We start from the raw sequence: 16,878 nt of genomic DNA on the forward strand, positions 1-16,878 counted from the left end.
AAAGTTGGGCAGATGTGAACCACTTTACGCGAATTCGGGCCCGCGGGTGAACCGGCCGGGCATAAAAAAGGCCGGCCCGAAGGCCAGCCTTTTCATTCTCCTGCCAAAAAGCGGCCTACGCGCGCGACGCCAGGCGCTCCACGGCGGCCCGCAGGCGGGTAGCCACTTCGCCGCTGCCCAGAATGGCCAGCGCTTCGAACAAGTCGGGGCCGGCGGCGGCACCGGTCACGGCCACACGCAGGGCCTGCAACACCTGGCCGGGCTTCATGCCCTGAGCTTCGACGGTCTGGTTGAAGATGCTTTTCAGGACCTCGGCGTTGGCGCTGGGCTCGGAGTTGTCGGGCAGGGCGTCGGCGTAGGCGGCCAGGGCGGCACTCACTTGCGCGTTCCATTTCTTGCTGATGACGGCCTCGTCGTATTCGGTCGGGGCCTCGAAGAAGTACTTGGCTTCCTGCCAGAAATCGTGCGGGAAGCTCACCCGCTCCTTCATCACGCCCACAATTTGCTCGGCTTTCTCTTGCGAGCAGGCAATGCCGTGCTCCTGCAGGGCCGTGAGCAGGTAGGGGGCCAGTTCGGCGTCGGACTTGGCGCGCAGGTAGTGCTCGTTGTACCACTTCACCTTGTTCTGGTCGAACTTGGCCGGCGACTTGCTCACCCGCTCAATGGAAAAGGCCTGAATCAGCTCGTCCATCGAGAAAATCTCCTGCTGCGTGCCGGGATTCCAGCCCAAGAAGGCCAGGAAGTTCACCAGGGCTTCGGGCAGGTAGCCGTCCTCGCGGTAGCCGCGGCTCACGGTGGGCTCGCCGGTTTCGCCGTCGATGCCGTGCCACTCCAGCGGGAACACCGGGAAGCCCAGGCGGTCGCCGTCGCGCTTGCTGAGTTTGCCGGTGCCATCGGGCTTGAGCAGCAGGGGCAGGTGGGCAAACTGCGGCATGGTCTTTTCCCAGCCCAGGTAGCGGTAGAGCAGCACGTGCAGCGGCGCGCTCGGCAGCCATTCCTCGCCCCGGATGACGTGCGAAATTTCCATCAAATGGTCGTCCACGATGTTGGCGAGGTGGTAGGTCGGCATGCCGTCCGACTTCATCAGCACCTTGTCGTCGATGGCCGAGGAGTGCACCACCACCCAGCCGCGAATCAAATCCTGGAAGCGAACCTCTTCTTTGCGAGGCACTTTCAAGCGAATGACGTATTGAGCGCCGCTGTCCAGCAACTGCTTCACCTCGTCCTCGGGCAGGGTGAGGGAGTTGCGCATCTGAGCGCGGGTGATGCTGTTATACTGCGGGTTGGGGACCTTGGCGGCCTGCAGGCGGGCGCGCATGGCGTCCAGCTCCTCGGGCGTGTCGAAGGCGTAGTAAGCGTGGCCGTCGGCGATGAGCTGGTCGGCGTACTGCTTGTACATGGGCTTGCGCTCGCTCTGCTTGTAGGGGCCGTGGGGGCCGCCCACGCCCTGGCCCTCGTCGATGACGATGCCGCACCAGGCCAGGGCTTCGAGGATGTACTCCTCGGCCCCAGGCACGAAGCGGTTCTGGTCGGTGTCCTCGATGCGGAGCAGCATCTTGCCGCCCAGCTTGCGGGCCAACAGGTAGTTATACAGCGCAGTGCGCACGCCGCCGATGTGCAGCGGCCCGGTGGGCGAGGGCGCAAAGCGCACCCGAACTTCTCTTTCAGTCATGGGAATGCAAAAGCGCGTTCCGGTTCTCGGAACGCGCTGCAAAGGTAAGGCGAAGGGCAGTAGCGCGAACTTTGTAGTTCGCGCTACCGCGCCATCTCAACGATTATCGCACTGCCACGCGAACTACAACGCTCGCGCTACTGCTAGTCTCGGTTCTTGAAGCCCAGCCAGAGCACCAGCCCCAGCAGCGTGATGCCGCCCCGAATGCCCCAGGCCACAGCCGGGCCCCACCGGTCAATCCACGTCAGAAACACGTAGTGAATGTTGGGATTGATGAGCGGCAACACCAAGGAAATGAGCCCAATGATGAGCAAGCCGAGTCCAAGTTCTTTCATAAAGAGAAGGGGGGTTGAGGTGAAACAGGCCCCTCAAACGCCCTTCGCGCCAGCTTATTATGCCCCAACGGCGATGCAGGAAATTTCCACTTCCACGTCGCGCGGCAGGCGGCTTACTTCCACTGTTTCGCGGGCCGGCGCCGTGGCGTCGTCGAAGTAGGAGCCGTACACTTGGTTGACGGTGGAAAAGTTGCCGAGGTCTTTCACGAAGATGCTGCACTTCACCACGTCGGTAAGGGCCAGGCCGGCGGCGGCCAGCACGGCCGTCAGGTTTTTCAGCACCTGATGGGTTTGGGCAGCTACGTCGCCGGGCACTAGTTGCCCGCTGGCATCCAACGGAATCTGGCCTGAAACATACACCGTGTTGCCCGCTTTCACGGCTTGGGAGTAGGGGCCAATGGGCGCGGGGGCCTGGTCGGTAAGGATAATCTGGTGAGCCATGTGGTGAGTTGGTCTATTGGTGGGTTGCTGGATTAAGAGGCGCAAATAACACAAAAGCCGCCCCTGTTTCCAGAAGCGGCTTTTATCAGCAAGTCCAAAAACCTGCTTTTTTCACAAGCTGTCCGCTATTCTACCGTCACCGATTTGGCGAGGTTGCGGGGCTGGTCCACGTTGCAGCCGCGCAGCACGGCAATGTGGTAGCTCAGCAGCTGCAGCGGCACCACCGATACCAGCGGCATCAGCACTTCGCTGGTGTGGGGCACTTCAATCACGAATTCGGCCATGGCCGGAATCACTTTGTCGCCCTCGCTCACCACCGCAATGATGCGGCCTTTGCGGGCTTTCACTTCCTGAATGTTGCTCACCACCTTCTCGTACGAGCTGTCGCGGGTGGCAATCACCACCATCGGCATGTTCTCGTCAATCAGGGCGATGGGGCCGTGCTTCATCTCGGCGGCGGGGTAGCCCTCGGCGTGGATGTAGCTGATTTCCTTAAGCTTCAGCGCGCCTTCGAGAGCAACGGGGAAGTTGTAGCCGCGGCCCAGGTACAGGAAGTTGGTGGCGTCTTTAAACTCCTCGGCAATCTCGCGGATTTGGGCATCCAGCTCCAGGGCCTTGGTTACTTTGGCCGGAATGGTGTCCAGCTCCACCATCAGCTCGCGCAGCTTGGTGTCGGTGATGGTGCCGCGCTTCTGGCCCATAATCATGGCCAGCAGCGTGAGCACCGTCACCTGCGCCGTGAAGGCTTTGGTCGAGGCCACCCCGATTTCGGGGCCGGCGTGGGTGTAAGCGCCGGCGTCGGTGGCGCGGGCAATGCTGCTGCCCACCACGTTGCACACGCCGAAGATGGTAGCGCCCTTGCTCTTGGCCAGCTCGATGGCGGCCAGGGTATCCGCGGTTTCACCGCTTTGCGAGATGGCAATCACGATGTCGCGCTCCGTGATAATCGGGTTGCGGTAGCGGAATTCCGAGGCGTATTCCACTTCCACCGGAATGCGGGCCAGGTCCTCAATCAGGTATTCGGCCACGAGGCCGGCGTGCCAGCTCGTGCCGCAGGCCACAATGATGATGCGCTGGGCGTTGATAAACTTCTGCTCGTAGGCCCGGATGCCGCCCATGTTCAGATGGCTGGCTTCTATTTCCAAACGGCCGCGCATGGAGTCGAGAATTGAGCGGGGCTGCTCAAAAATCTCCTTCAACATGAAGTGCTCGTAGCCGCCTTTCTCGATGCTGTCGAGCTCCATCTCCAGCTTCTGGATGTAGGGCGTCTGGCTCACGTCTTCTTTCGAACGGATTTCCAGCTGGCCGTCGCGAATGACCACGATTTCGTAGTCGTTCACATACACCACCTCGTTGGTGTACTCGATGATGGGCGTGGCGTCGGAAGCAATGAAGAACTCGCCTTCGCCAATGCCAATCACCATCGGCGAGCCTTTGCGGGCGGCGATGAGCTGGTTGGGAGCATCCTTGCTGAGCACCACGATGGCGTAGGCGCCCACCACTTCGTGCAGGGCCAGGCGCACGGCTTCCTCCAAGGAGCAGTCGTTCTGCTTCTGAATTTCCTCAATCAGGTTGACGAAAACTTCCGTGTCGGTGTCGGAATGGAACACGTGGCCCTGCTGCTGCAAGTGCGTTTTCAGCGCCGCGTAGTTCTCGATGATGCCGTTGTGAATGATGGCAATGCGCTCCGACGTGGAGTAGTGCGGATGGGCATTCTCGTCGTTGGGTTCGCCGTGGGTGGCCCAGCGGGTGTGGCCCATGCCCACGTGGGCATGTGTGTCTTTCTCGTGGATGAAGGCTTCCAGGTCGCTGACCTTGCCTTTTTTCTTGTACACGTTGAGCTCACCGTTGAGCAGCGCAACGCCGGCCGAATCGTAGCCCCGGTATTCGAGACGGTGCAAGCCTTTGAGAATAATGGGGCAGGCCTCGCGATGGCCCAGGTAAGCAACAATGCCGCACATGGCAAATTAAGTTAGGTTGTAATGGAGGGAAAGGCCGAAGCGGCCGCTAGCTTGGTCGAGAGCCTAGCGCTTCTGCGAGTAGTATACCCGCAGCCGGATGTTGGTTGCGTCGAGCGCGGCCCGGTTGAGCGTCAGCCCAGCGGAAGAACGGATGTTGGGCGCCAGTACCAAGGCATCAGGGGTGCCACCCAGGTTGTTGTAGAAGTAGGCTTGCATGTATGCCGTGACCGGAATGGCGTAATACGACTGCGAACCGGTTGCGTTGAGCACCCCCGCGGTTGGGCTGCCCGAGTTCTGCTGATTGGTGCCATCGGCCTGCACAATGCGGTCGGTGGGCAGAAAGTTGATGGTGCGCTGCAACACTTGGTTGGCGGCGTTCACTTCCACGGCGTACAGCTGCGCAGGGTTGCCATACAAGGCGTTGGTAAAGGGCTTGACGGGCGCAATTATCTCGGCCCGGTTGATGACCACGCCCACCGTGTCGGTAGAGCCAATGAGTCTTTTCAGAGTCACCCGGCCTTTCATCAGCACGCGCGTAGCCAGGCCAGTGCCTTCCTGCACGTAGCTGGTGCCGCCCAGCAGCGCCGGCGGCACCGACCCCGACCGCGCGGCCAGCGCCGACAGTGCCGGGGGCAGTACGTTGTCGATGGTGGTGAAGTAGCGCGGGTCGCGCGCCGACGAGTACGTGGTACTTATGCCGCTGTAAGCGGGGCCAAAATAGATGGAGTAGATGGTGGAGTACGCAGGAGGTGACTTGCTGTGGTGGTAGTAAACCAGGATGCGCGACTTGTAGCTTTTGCTAAAGCTGACGATGCTGCTATTGTGGTCCACATTGGGCAATACCGCCAAGCCTTTCAGGTAACTATCCAACTGGGCTTGGTTGAACCCAGCCATATTTAGCTTGGCGTACAGTCCCGTGGCAAAAGACGAGCTCACGCCCGGCACGCCGGGCTGGCCCGGGCCCGGGGGCACGGCCGTCCGTTGTAGCAGCAAGCGCACCGTGGGGTCGGGCGTTACGGTGGTGCCGGCCGGGATGGCCGGGCTGGTGGAGGTCGCGGCTACGGCCGCGGTAGTCACGGTGATGGTGCGGTCGAGGCGGCTGGTGAGGCCCAGAGCAATGGGAGCACCCAACGCAACCGGCGTGCCGCCGTTGTACACCTGCCGCTCGTCGAGCGGCGCCGCCAGGTTGAACACGTCAAACTTGACGGGCGTCGTCGCACTGCCATACACCCGGTCAAAGCCCATCACCAGCACCACCGAATCCAGTACCGGCGCGGTAACGGTGGAGGGCAGCGAGTCGGCGGGAATGCCGCCACCGGCCGAAATGATGGCGTTAACACCGCTGGCATCCACCACGTTGAAGTACGCGGCGGCCGTGGTTTTGCCGGCCACGTTATCAGCCAGGCTGCCCACTAGGAACTGGTTGGTTTTGGCCGTTTGGACCGGCGCAATGCGCACGGTACTGGCTTCCAACGGGAGGTCTTTGTACTCGGTGCTGACGGCCGTGGTGTCGGGCAGGTCAACGTTCAGGTCCGTGCCTTTGTCGCAGCTGGCCAGCGCCAAAGCGGCCACGGCCACGAGGGGAGCACTGCGGCTAGTTAGCCAATTCATTGTAAAGCGCTAGGTAGGAAGTGTGCAGGTTTTCGTCGGTGGCTACCTGGCTGAGCTTGTTGTTAAGGGCGTATTCGTGGAACATGCCGTTCATGTTTTCGCTGAAGTCCTCGTCGGACCGCACCACGGTGTCGGCATACTCCATGCCCATTTTGATGAAGCCGCTGAAATCAGCCGACTTCAGCGAGGCCAGCATCTGGTCGTCGATGTCGAGCATCTTCGCTTTCTCCAGAATGTTGCCCTCAAATTTGTCGTCGAACTCGTTGTTGTAAATCGAGAACACCGACTTGGCGTCCTTGAACACCGGGTCTTTCTTGTAAGTCGTCTTCAGGTACAGCGGAATTAAACCGGTCATCCAGTCCGAGCAGTGCACAATGTTGGGCGACCAGCCTAGTTTCTTCACCGTCTCGAGCACACCTTTGCAGAAGAAAATGGCGCGCTCGTCGTTGTCGGCGTAAAACTTGTCGTTCTTGTCGACCAGGGCCGACTTGCGGTGGAAATAGTCCTCGTTGTCGATGAAATACACCTGCAGCTTGGCCGTCGGGATGGACGCCACCTTGATAACCAGCGGCTTCTCGTCGTCGCCCACGGCAATGTTGATGCCCGAGAGGCGCACCACTTCGTGCAGCCGGTTTTTGCGTTCGTTGATAATGCCGAAACGGGGCACAAAAATCCGAATCTCGCAGCCCATCTCCTGCATGCTGGCGGGTAGGCGCCGGAGCATTTCAGCCACTTTCGTGGTCTGCAGGAAGGGGTCAATTTCGGTGGCCGCGTAGAGGATTCGTAGCTTCGACATAATGGATTATTGAAGAGAATGGGACAAGGCCATGCTATGGGTGCACAAAATTAAACAATTTTGGGCGGAAAATCAACATAAATCATACCGAGGGCCTTGCCAATAGCCTTCCTTCTCTATGCAGATACTTACGACTGCCGCCGGGTTGCACGCCTACACCGAACACGCTCGCCAAACCGGCCAACGGGTCGGCTTGGTTCCCACCATGGGCGCCCTGCACGACGGCCACCTGCAGCTGGTACAAGCCGCCCGCACCGATTGCGACGTGGTGGTGGTCAGCCTGTTTGTCAACCCCACGCAGTTCAACAACGCCGAAGACTTCCGCCTGTACCCCCGCGTGCCCGAGGCCGACGCGGCCCTGTTGGAGCCCGCCGGCTGCACCGCCCTGTTTGTGCCCACGGTGGAAGAAATGTACCCCCGCCCGTCCGTCCTGCGCTTCGATTTCGGCGACTTGGAGCGGGTGATGGAAGGTGCCCACCGCCCCGGCCATTTCAACGGCGTGGCCACGGTGGTGAGCAAATTATTTCACATGGCCCGCCCGCACCGGGCCTACTTCGGCCAGAAGGATTGGCAGCAGGTGGCCGTCATCAGGCAACTGGCGGCCGACCTGTCGTTCGACCTGGAAATTGTGACCTGCCCGACCATTCGCGAAGCCGACGGGCTGGCCATGTCCTCGCGCAACCGCCGGCTCGATGCGCCGGCCCGCGCCGCCGCACCGCTGCTGCACCAGGTGCTGGAAGCCGCCGCGGCCCAGGTGCGCCAGGGGGTGCCGCCCGCCCAGGTGCGCGCCACGGCCGAGGCCACCCTGGCCCGGGAGCCGCTGCTCACGCCCGAATACGTGGAAGTGGCCGATGCCCAAACCCTGCAGCCGCTGGCCGAGTACACCGCCGGCCGGGCCGTGGTGCTGTGCCTGGCCGCGCACCTGGGCGGCGTGCGCCTGATTGACAACGTGGTGGTGGAGTAGGGGAGGAGCGGCCACGCCGCGCGCAAGGGCGTTTTACCTTTGCGGCGGTTTTTGTTCCTCGTTTGCGCCCGCAGCTATTCCGGTCTTCTATTGAAAAAGCTCTTAAACATTCTCAAATACGTCCTGCTGCTGAGCATTTCGGGCGCGCTGATGTGGTACGCCGTGCGGGGGCAGGATTTGTCGCGCATCGGGCATTACATCGCCACGGCCAACTATTTCTGGCTGGCCATCACGCTTACGCTTTCCACGCTGGGCTACTTCAGCCGGGCCTACCGCTGGCAGATGCAGCTCAAGGCCTCGCAGACGCCGGCGGGCTACTGGCCCGTGTACCACGCCATGATGGTGGGCTACCTGGCCAACCTTGTGCTGCCGCGCATGGGCGAGGTCATCCGCTGCTCGGTGCTGCGGCGCACGAGCGGCGTGCCGGTGCAAGTGGCCATCGGCACGGTGGTGACCGAGCGGGTGATTGACGTGCTGGTGCTGCTGGGCCTGCTCAGCACCTTGCTGCTGCTGGATTTCCAGACGTTCTGGCGGTTTGTGACGGTGGAAATCCTGGGCGGACGCTACGAGACCCTGGCCCGCAACCCGCTGCCGCTCATCATTGCGGCTTTTGTGGGCGGCATTCTGCTGCTGGTGGCCGGCTTCGCGCTGTTTCGCAACTTGGAGCGGCTGCGTCAGAACGCGTTTTTCAACAAGGCGGTGTTGTTTGTGAAAGGGCTGCTGGCCGGCGTGTTCAGCGTGCTGAAGCTGGAAAACAAGTGGCTGTTCATCTTCCACACGCTCTTCACCTGGAGCGTGTACTACCTCATGGACTACCTGGCGTTTTTCTGCTTTCCGGAAACGTACAGCCTCGACATGCGCGCCGGCCTGGCCGTGCTCACGTTTGGCGCGTTTGGCATGGCGGCGCCGGTGGCCGGCGGCATCGGCCCCTTCCACGTGCTGGTGCAGGGCGTGCTGATTGTGTACGGCATCAGCAAAGAGGCCGGCATTGCGTACGCGCTGGTGGTGCACGGGGCCCAAACGCTGCTGGTGGTGCTCATGGGCGGCATCAGCTTCGTGGCCGTGGCCGCCGCCGACAAAGGCCGCTTGCTCACCGAAGCCGAAGCCATTGCCGACGAGCCGCTGACCAGTGAATAGTTTCAGTGGGTGAATGGGCGCGAAAAGCATTGGCCCATTCACCCTTCACCCATTGATTTTATGTGGACCAAAGACAAAATCCAGACGCGTGAGCAGCTGCCCGCCACCGTAGCGGCCTGGCGGGCCGAGGGACGTAAAGTGGTGTTCACCAACGGTTGCTTCGACCTGCTGCACCTGGGCCACGTGGACTACCTGGAACAGGCCCGGCACCTGGGCGACGCCCTGGTGGTGGGCCTGAACACCGACGCGTCGGTGGGCGCCCTCAAGCCCGGCCGGCCCATTCAGGACGAGCACGCGCGGGCCCGTATTCTGGCCTCATTGGCCTTTGTGGATGCGGTGGTGCTGTTTGGCGAGCCCACGCCGCTGGCCCTCATCGAACTGGTGCAGCCCGACGTGCTGGTGAAGGGCGACGACTACGCCATTGACGGAATTGTGGGGCATGAGTTGGTGTTAAACCGGGGCGGGCAGGTGCTGACTGTGCCATTAGTGCAGGGCTACAGCACGTCCCGCATCGTGGAGCGCATTTTGCACTCCTCGTAGCGGTTTCACCCTTTTTTTCTTACTGCCATGTATTTCCTGTTGATTCTGCTGATGCTGGTTAGTTGGGGCATTCAATGGCGCCTCCGTAGCAAGTTCAAGCAATACGCCCAAGTGGGCCTGCGTGCCAATTTGACCGGCGCCCAAGTCGCCGAACTCATGTTGGCCGACCACGGCATCACCGACGTGCGCATCATCAGCACCGAAGGCCGCCTCACCGACCACTACAACCCCACCGACAAAACCGTGAACCTGAGCGAGGGCGTGTACGCCGAGCGCAGCGCCGCCGCGGCCGCCATTGCGGCCCACGAGTGCGGCCACGCCGTGCAGCACGCCACCGCGTATTCCATGCTGCAGTTCCGCTCGGCCATGGTGCCGGCCCTGAGCGCGGTGTCGACCTGGATGCCGTGGATTTTGCTCGCCGGCGTGTTCCTGATTAACCGCTCGGTCATTCCGCTGGGCATCGGCATTGCGCTGTTCTCGCTCACCACCTTGTTTTCGTTCGTGACCCTGCCAGTAGAATTCGACGCGTCGCGTCGGGCCCTGGCCTGGATGGACAAGCGCGGCGTGGTGACGGTGCAGGAGCACGCCATGGCCAAGGACGCTTTGTGGTGGGCCGCCATGACCTACGTGGTAGCTGCCATCAGCTCATTGGCCACGTTGCTGTATTACGTCAGCATCTTTCTGAGCGGCAGCCGGCGCAACTAAGCCCAGGCTGCCCCTGACGGCAAAGCCGCTGTTCCTTAACCGGAGCAGCGGCTTTTTTGTGCTTATCTGTTAGCTGTCAGCCAGCTTGCCTACTGACGAGCTTGCATGCAATAAGCAAAAGATATAGAAATTTAATTATTGATAATTCAATTATGATTTATACTTTGCGGTGCCCTTCCTGTTGTCGCCCGGGCCCGCGGCTGCCTTGCGCAGCGATGCTGGGGCGGAAACCTTCTTTTCTGCCAGTACCATGCCCACTTCTACCCCAACGGCCTTGGTTGCGGCCGCACCCACACTGTTCCGGCAAGGCTTGCTAGCCGTGTTGCGCGAGCAATGCCCCGAGTTGGCCATCACGCTCACGGCAGATGCTTCGGAAGTAGAACAGTTAGCCACGCATCATTTCTACGGCTTGCTGGTGCTCGAAGGCGCATTGCCGGGCTTAAACCTGCCCCACGTCTTGGGGCGTCTGCGTCAGGCTCGCCCTTCCCAGCGCCTGCTGGTGCTGGCCGATGCGCGCACCCTGGCCCACGAGGCAGGCCTGCACGCGGGTTCAGGGGCTTGGCTGTTTGTGCCCAGCCACGTGCCTCCCCATGCGTTGGCGGCGGCCATTGCGCCGTGGCTTGCGGCTGGGCCTGTGGGCAGCCCACCGCCGCGCGTGCTGCCGCCCTACGCCATTGCCGGGCGGTTCAGCCGCCGCGAGCTGGAAGTGCTGCGCCTGGTGGTGGCCGATTGCTGCAACGAGGAAATTGCCAACCGGCTGTTTATCAACGTGCGCACCGTGGAAAGCCACCGCCGCAACCTGCTGCAGAAGGCCGGCACCCGCACGCTGGTGGGGCTAGCCGCGCGGGCGGTGCGGGAGGGCTGGGTAGCGTGAATTTTCAGTGATGGCACTGATGTAGCAGGGAAAGCAAAAAGCGAGTTTTACGGGCTGCTTGGCAGGTGGGCCTTGCGCACAAAGAGCGGTTGGTTTTGCACACGGCACAACTGCTTTTTCATTGCTTGAAACAGCACCGGACTCTGCTACTCAATGCCCCTGATTATGCGCGCTCGACAGTTACTCGGCTTTCTTTTTCTGTTGATGTTGGCAATAGGGCCGGCGGTGGCCCAAGTGCCAGAAGCCGGTGGCGCACCACCAGTAGCCGCCCCGCCAGCGGCCGCCCCGCCAGTGGCCCCAAAGCCCGTAGCTGCGGCGGAGGCCGCTCCGCCACTGGTGCAGATAACAGACGTCTACAACCTGTCCAGCAAGCGCCGCGACAGCCTGCAACTGGGCGACCACGTGGTGCTGCGCGTGCGCGGCCTGGCCAAAGCCTTGGAGGCTTATAAACGCAAGCCCACGGAACTGCGGCTGTTTATCGACGGGGTAAGCTTTCCGATGGCGCCGGAAAGCGTGGACCTGCTCAACCGCGCCGATACGGCCACGGTGCGGTTCTTATTGCTGCGTAACCCCACCACCGAGCCCATCTGGCAGCTTTTTTACCGGGTGCGGAGCAAGCTGGACCACAAGGCGCACATCGGCATTGGGTTCGAGAACGGGCAATTGGGCGATGCCTTTCCGCAGGACCACAACATCTACCTGGAACTGGTGCGCCGCAACGAACTCAACCTGGGCCTTTTTCTGGTGGGTGCGCTGCTGGCCGTATTGCTGTATCTGTGCTGGCACAGCAACCTGGTGCGGAGCGACATCCTCCGCGGCAACCTGAACGGCCTGGATGTGGACCGTACCGACATGATTGGCAAGCACTACGAGTCGGTGCCGTTCAGCCTCAGCAAGGTGCAGCTCGTGTTCTGGACCTTCCTCATTCTCAGCGCCTACCTGCTGTGCTACCTCGTGACCGGCGAACTGGCGGCCATTCCCGTGAGCCTGTTGGGGCTGCTAGGCATCAGCTTGGGCGGAAACCTGTTCAGCCGCGGCATCACCAGTGACCAAGTGAACGCCAGCGCCGAAGGACCCACCGTGAAGGACGTCAGCAAGGGCTTCTGGCGCGACATCCTGGCCGAGCAAAACCGGTTTAGCATCGCGCGCATCCAATTCCTGCTGTTCAACCTGCTGGTGGGGCTATACTTCGTGCGACACGTGTGGCGGCTGTGGAACCTGCCGCCGCTGGACGAAGGCCTGCTGGGCCTTATTTCCATCAGCACAACCGGGTTTTTGTTTGGCAAATACCAGGAAAGCAAACCCGCTTCGTCGGACGTGGCAGCGGCCAAAGACGCCGCCGGTATTCAAGGAAATTCCCTGGGCCAAGGGGCGGTAGTGCAACGCACCCTGCCTGGCGGAGCCACCACCATTGTGAACGTGACCCCTGCCAACGCCGGCGCCTCCGGTATGCCAACTGATAGCGGCCCGGCACCTGCCGCGCCCACGCCGGCGGTGCTGCCCGATGGCACCCCCACCCGCCGCGACGACGAGGGCGACGACAACGAAGCCCAGCCCCCCGCTGGCACGCTGAGCGGCGCTCCTGATGCCAGCCTGGCCATGGGCTAAGCCGGCCCCTGCTCACTTTTTCACGCCGAGTCATGAAACAGTACCCAGACCGCGAATTTGATATTTTGCCCGCCTACCTGCCATTGGGCACCCGCCGCCGGGGCTACGCACTCACGGCGCCCGGTCCCAACCCGTTGCGCGCGCGTTTTCTGGTGGCCCACGACACTGGGAATCCCGGCTCGACGGCCGCTGGCAACGTGCGCTACTACCGCGACACCTACCTCATCAAACCGCCTACCTCAGCCCATTTGTTCGTCGACGACCACCAGATTCTGGAGTGCGTGCCGGCCCTGACGGCCCCACCCGAAAAAGCCTGGCATGTGCTATACGACCGGCGCGAAGACAACATTCTCTACGGCTGCAACGCCAACGACGCGGCCATCGGAGTGGAGTATTGCTACGGCGGGGCAATCAACGCCGACGAAGCCTACCGGCGCTACGTGTGGCTGCTGGCCTACCTCTGCGTGCATTTTGGGCTCGACCCGCGCCGCGACATCACTGGCCATTGCTTTCTCGACCCCGGCCGGAAGTTCGACCCGGTGGCGGGCTTGTCGCACAGCCGGCGCACGTTTCCGCAGCTATTGGCCGACGTCACGGCCATCTTTCAGAGCATCGGAGGGGTCTTGCCCGACCTGCCGCCGCTGCCCAGCAGCGTAGCCGCGCAAGGCTTGGTCAACATCCGGCAGGGCGAGCCGTTTCGGCGCGCGCCGGTGGCCCGGCAAGTGCCAGCCGGGGCGGTGCTGCCCGTGCAGGGCCGCGTGGTGGGCGAAGCCGTGAGCGGCAACGACGACTGGTACGAGCTCAGCCCCGGCGGACTGTTTTGCTGGAGCGGGGCCGTGCGATGAAAGGGCGCTTGAAGCACTCCAACGCAAGCACGCCCTAGTCAATGTAGAGGACTGTTTGATAAACGGAGCTCGAAACAGGGAGTTTGTTGCTTCCGCAAAGAAGCTGAAAATGGTACAGCAAAAAGGCTGCAACCGAAAGAGAAATACGCCATTAGTTTCAAATTTCCCATGGCAATTACCCCTCTAGCACTGCAAACGGTTATGAAATACCATTTGGGTAGCTTCAACAACACCGGTGTGCCGATTGATGACGCGACCATTCACGAAGATGTTTTGTCGACCAATGACGGGTGGGGCAATGCCCATTCGGCCAATGTATACCGGGCAATCATTCGGTGGACAATTAAAGCGAATGGCGGAGTTGACAAGCCATGGCCTAGCAATTGGCTAAAGTTGAACGTCATTCAGTTAACCGCTAGGATACTTTAGTCATGGGCACAAGACGCACGTTTGTGGTCGGCTTAGTGGTAGCGCTATGCTTTTGTTCAACCAGAGCTGTTGGGCAGATAAGCCAGGAAGGAACGGCAATCAACCTGAGCAGCTTACGCACCGACCTTAAGGCAAATGCCATCAAGCTGGCCATTTCGTATGCTCAAGCATGGGATAGCACCTTTAAATACCAAGACATCCTGGTCGCTTCAACCAGCAAAAACGCGTTGTTTCAATTGTCTCCCGAAATCAATGTGTTGACGGGAACCGCGGATGCGTTTTCCTCCATAAATATCAAAGCACAGGGCTTCGCCATGGTGTTCCGCGACACCACGGTTGGGGGCCTACGCACAGTAAACTCCCGGCGGATATTTCACCTGTTTCCGGTATCAGCAGGCTTGGAAAGCAACAACACATTCCGGGTCATCAACGGCGTGGCGGAAGTTGGCTACGCTCCGTGGTATCAGATTGCTGGCAACAAGCATATCACTCCTTTCATGCGCTCCACACGCATTGGGGTATTTCTGCAAGGTGGTTACAAGTTCAAGAACGACACCACGGGCCAGCACCTGAAAGGCGGGGAGGCGGTGGAGGGCAAGGAATTGCGTGATAATGGCATCTTCCGGGCGAAAGGCTCCTTCGCTATCGATGCCGGCGAACCGCTCATCAAGATTGGCTTCTTGCAGGCCGGCGCTATCGGAAATGCCGACTTATGGTATGACTTCAAAAACCAGGCGTGGTACCATCGGGTGCAAGGCAAGCTACGACTTTACATGCCCGGCACCGGAGCGTATAAAAAACAGTACTTGGACTTCGAATACCAGAAAGGGTCAGGAGCGCCGAATTTTAATCAGGGCGACCAGTACGGAATAGGTCTAACCGTCGCTTTTTAGTCCGCTAAGCCTGTAACGCATGCTGGATGACTCTAGCTCTTGTGCGGTTGCCTTGCACTTGTGGGAGGGTTTACCAATGGCGTGGTGGGCGCTAGCGAATCACTTCTAAGCAACCCCGTAGGCGCTGGCCGGACTGGCGGTTGCGTAATAGATAATAATAAATACCCGCCGATTGGTTTTGGGCGTTCCAGCGGTTGTCGTAGGTTGCTGTTCGGTATACCAGCCGGCCCCAACGGTTGTAGACGTCTAAGCTCCACTCGCCGGCTTTTAGGCCCTCGAGGCGGAACGTTTCATTAACGGCGTCCCCATTGGGCGTAATGACGTTGGGCAACTGGCAGGCTATGGCCACTGTGGTATCGGCGCGCTCGCAGCCCTGGTAATTGCGCACTTTCACCCAGTATTTGCCTGGCTGACTTATGGCAAGTTGGCTGCTGGCTGAGCCATCAGACCACCGGAAGGTGGTGCCGGCGGGTTGCGCGCCGAGTTGCATCAGCACAGAGCCCCCGCACAGGCGAATGGTGTCGGGTAACGCAAGGGCGGGAAGTGGGGAGATGATGAGGTTGCGCTCGAAGCGGTAGTACTGCCCCCGCAACACGGTCGAAAGCGTCACGGTGTAGGTGCCAGCCAACGGGTAAGTGCGCGTGACTGAAGTCCCCTGCACCGAATCGGCCAGGCCGGTAAGCGGGTCGGAGAAGGTCCAGGTGAGGGGGCCTGTGCCCGTGGGGATTTCATAGGGTGCGAACTGGACTGTGGAGCCCGCGCAAGCGGTTTCGGCCATAAAGTCGAGCGACGGAGGCTGCAGGCGCACGATGTTTTGCAGCTCGTTGCCATTGGCACCGGTAATGTTGCTGACATTGACGACAGGTAGTCCAACCGGGCGAAAATTCGCGGCCAAGCCGCGGCGATTGGGGCGGTCGATAATGCCCAACGTGTTGCCGGAGGTCGCATAAATGCGGCCATCTGGCCCAATTTCCAGGTCCGACAGTGGCCTAAAATCAGGGTCCGTGAAAAAGGTTTTATAAATCATCAGCTTGGAGTTCCGGACGTCCGCGGGTGAGCCTGCCCGTAAGTCATACTGACACAAAAAATGAGTTTCAAACACGTTGCCACTGGACGTCGTGCGTGAAGATTGAGACTGGTAGAGTTTAGAAGCATCGGCTGAAAACTCGAAATCGAAGAGGAATGAATTTGTCACGTCTGTGTCGAGCACCTGCGCATTGCTCAGCAAGCCGGACGCTCCATTAAAGTCGAACAACTCAACCGGCGCGTAGAGCCCGGCACGAACCAAGTGCTTGCCATCCGGCGCAAAGGCCATGATGCTGATGTTCGTGCTCAGGCTGCCGCTGGTGCTCGTGACTGGCGCTGGGCTTACGCCGGCCGAGGTCACCAGAAGACTGTAAAAGGAGTTAGTTCCCAAGCCGTGCACCACCACCCATACGTCCCGACGGTTGGCGTGCTGCATCCCCACCACACCTTCAGCGATTTTGCTGGTGAGGGTGGGGGTGGGCAGGCGCACGTTGCGCACGGCCGTGACGCCGCCGAGCCCGCTGCGCAACGACATGTCTACCTCGGTGTAGGACAGGCCCCCGTTAAGCAAGTTTTGCTGCGAGTCGGTGGTGAAAACGTAGTAAAGCGACTGGCTACCCGGCCGCTTCACAATCAGGGTGCCGTTGTGGGCGCCGAACCCGGCGTTGAGCTGCGCGGTAGTGCCATCGCAGGCGCCGCAGGCATTGGTCATAGGGGTGTGCTGGCTGTCCCAGACCGTGTTGCCATTGGTGTAGAACAACAGCCGGCCATTGGCGTCGGAAATAGCGGAACAACCGCCTGCCGAGTGCCGGAAGCTGGTGGCAACAAAAGCGGGCCCCGACGGCCGGAAATTCAGCCCATACAAAAAATTAAAAGCCCAGTTATTGTTCTCGCCCTGCGCCTGCACTTGCCCACACCCCGCCCACACTAGTAACAGAACAGTAAGAAAACGCATGGGCAGTCGCATGATGGAAGAACCGTATTCTTATAGCGAACAGGCAAAGCAAAAATTAAGCCGACCGCGGGTGGCACCGCCCCGGC

General features: G+C 60.8%; 16 protein-coding genes. 9 read left to right on the forward strand and 7 right to left on the reverse strand.

Going from position 1 to position 16,878, the window contains the following annotated elements; all coding sequences use genetic code 11:
- Positions 1–115 precede the first annotated feature (115 nt).
- The 6 genes from gltX to IC234_RS15790 form a co-directional block, all read right to left on the reverse strand.
- A complete protein-coding gene (gene gltX, locus IC234_RS15765) occupies positions 116–1,672 on the reverse strand; it encodes a glutamate--tRNA ligase (protein ID WP_190926421.1) in 1,557 nt (518 codons plus the stop codon).
- 143 nt (positions 1,673–1,815) lie between these two features.
- Positions 1,816–2,007: a hypothetical protein gene (locus IC234_RS15770; protein ID WP_190926423.1), complete on the reverse strand. Its 192-nt coding sequence runs from the start codon at positions 2,005–2,007 to the stop codon at positions 1,816–1,818.
- 57 nt (positions 2,008–2,064) lie between these two features.
- Positions 2,065–2,448 (reverse strand): Rid family detoxifying hydrolase, encoded by a 384-nt coding sequence (locus IC234_RS15775; protein ID WP_190926425.1) that lies wholly within the window; start codon positions 2,446–2,448, stop codon positions 2,065–2,067.
- 125 nt (positions 2,449–2,573) lie between these two features.
- Positions 2,574–4,409 carry a glutamine--fructose-6-phosphate transaminase (isomerizing) gene (gene glmS / locus IC234_RS15780; protein ID WP_190926427.1) on the reverse strand — a complete coding sequence of 612 codons (1,836 nt, stop codon included), beginning with the start codon at positions 4,407–4,409 and terminating at the stop codon, positions 2,574–2,576.
- Positions 4,410–4,472: 63 nt separating this feature from the next.
- The gene (locus tag IC234_RS15785) at positions 4,473–6,020 is read right to left on the reverse strand and encodes a DUF4270 family protein (RefSeq protein WP_190926430.1); all 1,548 of its coding nucleotides are present in this window, start codon (positions 6,018–6,020) and stop codon (positions 4,473–4,475) included.
- The gene (locus IC234_RS15790) at positions 6,004–6,816 is read right to left on the reverse strand and encodes a glycogen/starch synthase (RefSeq protein ID WP_190926432.1); all 813 of its coding nucleotides are present in this window, start codon (positions 6,814–6,816) and stop codon (positions 6,004–6,006) included. Before IC234_RS15790 ends, IC234_RS15785 begins: the two co-directional genes overlap by 17 nt.
- A gap of 118 nt (positions 6,817–6,934) precedes the next feature.
- Here IC234_RS15790 and panC point away from each other — a divergent pair, with 118 nt between their 5' ends.
- From panC to IC234_RS15835, 9 genes are all read left to right on the forward strand, one after another.
- Entirely contained in the window at positions 6,935–7,780 is an 846-nt protein-coding gene (panC, locus tag IC234_RS15795) for a pantoate--beta-alanine ligase (protein ID WP_190926434.1), read from the forward strand.
- Positions 7,781–7,870: 90 nt separating this feature from the next.
- Positions 7,871–8,917 (forward strand): lysylphosphatidylglycerol synthase transmembrane domain-containing protein, encoded by a 1,047-nt coding sequence (locus IC234_RS15800; protein WP_190926436.1) that lies wholly within the window; start codon positions 7,871–7,873, stop codon positions 8,915–8,917.
- Positions 8,918–8,977: 60 nt separating this feature from the next.
- A complete protein-coding gene (gene rfaE2 / locus IC234_RS15805; protein WP_190926438.1) occupies positions 8,978–9,457 on the forward strand; it encodes a D-glycero-beta-D-manno-heptose 1-phosphate adenylyltransferase in 480 nt (159 codons plus the stop codon).
- 27 nt (positions 9,458–9,484) lie between these two features.
- On the forward strand, positions 9,485–10,162 hold the full coding sequence (locus IC234_RS15810; RefSeq protein ID WP_190926440.1) for a zinc metallopeptidase: 678 nt from the start codon (positions 9,485–9,487) through the stop codon (positions 10,160–10,162).
- A gap of 250 nt (positions 10,163–10,412) precedes the next feature.
- Complete coding sequence (locus IC234_RS15815) at positions 10,413–11,036, forward strand: helix-turn-helix transcriptional regulator (RefSeq protein ID WP_190926442.1); 624 nt, start codon at positions 10,413–10,415, stop codon at positions 11,034–11,036.
- Positions 11,037–11,372: 336 nt separating this feature from the next.
- Positions 11,373–12,644, forward strand: a complete 1,272-nt coding sequence (locus IC234_RS15820) for a hypothetical protein (RefSeq protein WP_190926445.1) — start codon at positions 11,373–11,375, stop codon at positions 12,642–12,644.
- A 32-nt stretch (positions 12,645–12,676) separates the two neighbouring features.
- The gene (locus IC234_RS15825) at positions 12,677–13,489 is read left to right on the forward strand and encodes a peptidoglycan recognition protein family protein (protein WP_190926447.1); all 813 of its coding nucleotides are present in this window, start codon (positions 12,677–12,679) and stop codon (positions 13,487–13,489) included.
- 168 nt (positions 13,490–13,657) lie between these two features.
- Complete coding sequence (locus tag IC234_RS15830; protein WP_190926449.1) at positions 13,658–13,918, forward strand: hypothetical protein; 261 nt, start codon at positions 13,658–13,660, stop codon at positions 13,916–13,918.
- A 2-nt stretch (positions 13,919–13,920) separates the two neighbouring features.
- Positions 13,921–14,811: a hypothetical protein gene (locus IC234_RS15835; RefSeq protein WP_190926451.1), complete on the forward strand. Its 891-nt coding sequence runs from the start codon at positions 13,921–13,923 to the stop codon at positions 14,809–14,811.
- A gap of 91 nt (positions 14,812–14,902) precedes the next feature.
- On the opposite strand, the gene IC234_RS15840 is transcribed toward IC234_RS15835, so the two are convergent.
- Positions 14,903–16,792 carry a T9SS type B sorting domain-containing protein gene (locus IC234_RS15840; RefSeq protein ID WP_190926453.1) on the reverse strand — a complete coding sequence of 630 codons (1,890 nt, stop codon included), beginning with the start codon at positions 16,790–16,792 and terminating at the stop codon, positions 14,903–14,905.
- Positions 16,793–16,878 lie beyond the last annotated feature (86 nt).

The organism is Hymenobacter armeniacus, from assembly GCF_014699055.1.
Taxonomy (GTDB): domain Bacteria; phylum Bacteroidota; class Bacteroidia; order Cytophagales; family Hymenobacteraceae; genus Hymenobacter; species Hymenobacter armeniacus.

What these genes read in the sequence shown, in the direction of transcription:
- gltX (WP_190926421.1), bottom strand. Translation starts at nt 1,672, where the DNA reads ATGACTGAAAGAGAAGTTCGGGTGCGCTTTGCGCCCTCGCCCACCGGG.
- IC234_RS15770 (WP_190926423.1), bottom strand. Translation starts at nt 2,007, where the DNA reads ATGAAAGAACTTGGACTCGGCTTGCTCATCATTGGGCTCATTTCCTTG.
- IC234_RS15775 (WP_190926425.1), bottom strand. Translation starts at nt 2,448, where the DNA reads ATGGCTCACCAGATTATCCTTACCGACCAGGCCCCCGCGCCCATTGGC.
- glmS (WP_190926427.1), bottom strand. Translation starts at nt 4,409, where the DNA reads ATGTGCGGCATTGTTGCTTACCTGGGCCATCGCGAGGCCTGCCCCATT.
- IC234_RS15785 (WP_190926430.1), bottom strand. Translation starts at nt 6,020, where the DNA reads ATGAATTGGCTAACTAGCCGCAGTGCTCCCCTCGTGGCCGTGGCCGCT.
- IC234_RS15790 (WP_190926432.1), bottom strand. Translation starts at nt 6,816, where the DNA reads ATGTCGAAGCTACGAATCCTCTACGCGGCCACCGAAATTGACCCCTTC.
- panC (WP_190926434.1), top strand. Translation starts at nt 6,935, where the DNA reads ATGCAGATACTTACGACTGCCGCCGGGTTGCACGCCTACACCGAACAC.
- rfaE2 (WP_190926438.1), top strand. Translation starts at nt 8,978, where the DNA reads ATGTGGACCAAAGACAAAATCCAGACGCGTGAGCAGCTGCCCGCCACC.
- IC234_RS15810 (WP_190926440.1), top strand. Translation starts at nt 9,485, where the DNA reads ATGTATTTCCTGTTGATTCTGCTGATGCTGGTTAGTTGGGGCATTCAA.
- IC234_RS15815 (WP_190926442.1), top strand. Translation starts at nt 10,413, where the DNA reads ATGCCCACTTCTACCCCAACGGCCTTGGTTGCGGCCGCACCCACACTG.
- IC234_RS15825 (WP_190926447.1), top strand. Translation starts at nt 12,677, where the DNA reads ATGAAACAGTACCCAGACCGCGAATTTGATATTTTGCCCGCCTACCTG.
- IC234_RS15830 (WP_190926449.1), top strand. Translation starts at nt 13,658, where the DNA reads ATGGCAATTACCCCTCTAGCACTGCAAACGGTTATGAAATACCATTTG.
- IC234_RS15835 (WP_190926451.1), top strand. Translation starts at nt 13,921, where the DNA reads ATGGGCACAAGACGCACGTTTGTGGTCGGCTTAGTGGTAGCGCTATGC.
- IC234_RS15840 (WP_190926453.1), bottom strand. Translation starts at nt 16,792, where the DNA reads ATGCGTTTTCTTACTGTTCTGTTACTAGTGTGGGCGGGGTGTGGGCAA.